The sequence below is a fragment of the Pseudorhodobacter sp. genome, from assembly GCF_030452865.1.
Classification (GTDB): Bacteria; Pseudomonadota; Alphaproteobacteria; order Rhodobacterales; family Rhodobacteraceae; genus Pseudorhodobacter.
Genome location: NZ_JAKDLJ010000374.1, coordinates 1 through 3,419, shown reverse-complemented (window position 1 = coordinate 3,419; position 3,419 = coordinate 1). Strand labels below are relative to the sequence as shown.

Below are 3,419 nucleotides of genomic sequence, written 5' to 3'. Positions count from 1 at the left end.
CGGCCACGGAACACAAACAGATGGCCGGAATATGGATCCTCGGCCAATATCTTCTCCGTCTGCGCTGCCAGTGTGTTGAAGCCCCGCCGCATATCCGTCACGCCAGCGGCAAGCCAGACCCGCGTGTTGCTCGGCACAGGGATCATGCCGTCAGCCCCTGCCCCAAACCCACGACCGAGGCCAGCGAAGTCGGGCCTTCCACCAGAATACGACGCCCGTCCGACAGCGCGATGTCCACACGCTGCGCCAAGACAGCAGGACCACGATCAGCCGCCACGTCGTTCATTCGCGCGGAAGCGGAGGGGCTTTCCATCGCAGATGGCTCAATCTCGACGGGAAGAAAAACACCTTCAAGAGCGACACTCTCCTCTGAAGAAGATCCGCCCTCCACCGGCGCGAACCGGCGATCCTTGAGCCATTTGAAAATCAGGTTCGCGTTCATCGAATAGCGCCGCGCAACCTGTGCAACCGAAACACCCGGCGTCAACGTCTGCGCGCAAATTGTCCGCTTCTCTTCATCAGACCAGTTCCGCTTCTTCTGACCCTTCTTCCCCGCCATAACCAACCTCAAGATGTCCACTACCCATGCTGGACACTATCACCCACTCCGTCAGGCAGGCAGGCAGGGCAGTCAGACCGGACGTGTGTGGACGCCCTTTCGAATGCAAGCACTTTTTTGGAACGATCAAGCATGTGATCAGGTGCGGTCGTGTGTCCGGCCTCGAAGTTGCGGCCTTTAATGCGCCGCGGGCCTGTATGGAGATATGCAGATCGGGTCCAGTTCGCATACCCGCGCTCGATGGCGCATCGGCCGCAATAATGGTTCTCCCGATCCGGTCTCATGACCGTTTGCCCTTACGTTCCTCCGTCCTGCTCACATCCTCGGCGACAAACCGGTGGTTTTGACCTATGCAGCCATAGCCACCGGATCTCTGTAATCCTCACCCTTGCGCAGTGAGCCATTGAGGCGCCATTGGTTCAAGCCCAATGGCGAACGCCCAGGCCGTCCGTGCCATGCGATTGGCCAGCGCCACCGCAACCAGCATCTTCGGCTTGCGTTCCAGCATGCGCGCGAGCCACGAGCCCTCCGGCGCACCCTTGCGTGCGGCCCACCGCACAACTGCGATAGCTCCAGTGATCAGCAATCGCCGGATATCCTTTTGGCCCATCTTCGATGTTCGGCCAAGGCGTTCCTTGCCGCCGCTCGAATGTTGCTTCGGAGTCAGGCCAACCCATGCCGCGAAATCGCGACCTTTCGAAAATGTTTCCATCGGTGGCGCGAAGGTCGTGATCGCCGCCGCGGTAATCGGGCCAATGCCTGGAATGGTGGTCAACCGCCTCGCAGTATCATCTGTGCCAGCACGTCGGCGCAGCTCGGCATCTAGGCCGGCGATCTTCTCGCTCAGATCTTCGATCTGGTCCAGCAGTAAGCGCGCTAGGTCGCGCACCCCGGCAGGTAGCGTGCCGTCGTCAGCGTCGACGACCGCGGCCAGACGGCCGACATGGGCAGGACCCACAGGTGCGACGATGCCTTGCTCGGCCAAATGGGCTCGCACGGCATTGATCGTCTGTGTGCGCTGCCGGACCAGGAGGTCGCGGGTGCGACAGGCCATCGCTGCTGCTTGCTGAGCTTCGCTTTTCACGGCAACAAACCGCCCTCTCGGCGATGCATGCATCGCCTGCCGGGTAATACATGGTCGGGCGGGACGCTGCCTCTGCGATGGCTTCCGCATCGGCCATGTCGTTCTTCTGCCGCTTCACAAACGGCTTCACGTAGGCGGGCGGGATCAGCCGGATCTCGTGCCCGAGATCACCAATTGCCCGACCCCAATGATGGGCACTCGCGCACGCCTCCATCGCCACCACACAAGGCGACTGCTCACTCATAAATTTCAGCAACTGCCCGCGTGACAATTTACGCCGAAATACAACCGACCCGTCGGCTCCAGCGCCATGCGCCTGAAATACGTTCTTGGCCAAATCCAGGCCGATGATGCTAACCTCGTTGATTGAGCAACCTGTTGTCTGGAAATTCTCTGACGCCATGATCATGCATCCTGGCATTCCCATTTGAGGTAGGCCTTGTTGTCGGAGGCCCATTTTTCGTCGATCTCGACCAGCACCGCGCTGACAAACCGCAGGAGAGAGTCCTCGCCGGGAAAGACCCTGACCTTGACGGTGCGCCGTTTCAGCTCCTGCTGGACGGACCGCTCCATCGGGTTCGAGGTTCGCATCCGCTTGCGATGATGTTCGGGCAGCGTGAAGACGGCAAGGCCCTCGGGGACGTTCTTCTCGAGCCACGCGGCCAGCTTGGGCGCGGTGTCGCGGTAGCTGGCGACCAACTCGGTCAGGGCGGTTTCTGCCCTGGCGAGATCGTCCGCCGTCCAGATCGGTTTCAGCTGTCTGCCGATGCGCTTTCGGATCTCGGCGTTGGGCGCGTGGTGGATCGCGTTCCGGGCAAGGTGGAATTGGCAACGCTGCCATGTGGCACCGCCCGGAACAGCACGACGGGCGGCGCGCAGGCCGCTGTGATCGTCGGAAACAACGTATTCAACACCGCGCATTCCGCGGGCCTGGAGGCTTTCCAGAAACGCCCGCCAATGCACCTCCGCCTCCGACAGGGCGATGGAGACCCCGAGTATCCGGCGACGCTCATCAGGGCCTATCCCTATGGCCGAGAGCACAGCTGCGTCCCGCACGATCCCGTTATGGCGCGTTCGGCGGGCGATCCTTCCACCGGAAGGCTCGCTTGGTCCGCCTCACTTTCGTAACGCGCGTCAAGGATCAGATATTTGATCTCACCCAAGGGCCGGTTGCGCCAGGCCGCCAACTCGTCATCAAGCAGTTTGGCGGCGCGGCTGACTTGCGTCGACGACAGGCTCTCGATGCCGAACTCGCGCATCACCGCCTCTGCGTCGCGGGTGGAAACGCCCTTCACATACATTTCCGCCACGGCCAGCATCACCGCACGCACCGAGCGGCGGCCGCGTTCCAGAGATTGCGGGTAGAACGGCTGGCCGTCATGATCGGCGGTCTTGGGCACCTGCACCGTGACAGTGCCGGCGGGCGTGTCGATACGCTTGGGCTTGTAGCCGTTGGCGTAGCCGTGTCGCCCCGCTGTGCGCTCGTAAAGGCCGGCGCCGAGGAAGCGTTCGCGCTCAATTTGCATGGCCAACTCAAAGGCCCGTGCGAAGACCGTCGCCATGTCCCCTGGGCCGTGTTCGATCAGATGTTCCAAGAGGGCCTCAATCGTCGTATCCTGTCGCTCGTCCATTTGTCCGTCTCCATGGTTGGTTTTGCAATTCCATGGATTACCAGAATGGGCAGCCCCTGCCGGGGCCGGCCCCGGCAGGGGCTCATGGCGCCAGCGCCAAGCGAATTTCCAGACCTGAAGTTACACCACCGCGGGCTTTGCTCGG

4 protein-coding genes and 1 pseudogene are annotated in these 3,419 nt (G+C 61.9%); all 5 read right to left on the bottom strand.

Features of this window, described 5'->3' with window-relative positions; translation table 11 throughout:
* On the bottom strand, positions 1-146 hold a 146-nt coding region (gene tnpB / locus L0H65_RS16585), incomplete at its 3' end, for an IS66 family insertion sequence element accessory protein TnpB (RefSeq protein WP_301460311.1).
* On the bottom strand, positions 143-559 hold the full coding sequence (locus L0H65_RS16580) for a transposase (protein ID WP_301460309.1): 417 nt from the start codon (positions 557-559) through the stop codon (positions 143-145). The genes tnpB and L0H65_RS16580, both read right to left, overlap by 4 nt.
* A 382-nt stretch (positions 560-941) precedes the next feature.
* Positions 942-2,010 (bottom strand): annotated as a pseudogene (locus L0H65_RS16575) (IS110 family transposase).
* A gap of 38 nt (positions 2,011-2,048) precedes the next feature.
* Positions 2,049-2,684, bottom strand: coding sequence for a transposase (locus L0H65_RS16570; RefSeq protein ID WP_301460307.1), 636 nt, complete (start codon positions 2,682-2,684; stop codon positions 2,049-2,051).
* On the bottom strand, positions 2,669-3,274 hold the full coding sequence (locus L0H65_RS16565; RefSeq protein WP_301460305.1) for a transposase: 606 nt from the start codon (positions 3,272-3,274) through the stop codon (positions 2,669-2,671). Before L0H65_RS16565 ends, L0H65_RS16570 begins: the two co-directional genes overlap by 16 nt.
* Positions 3,275-3,419: the final 145 nt, after the last annotated feature.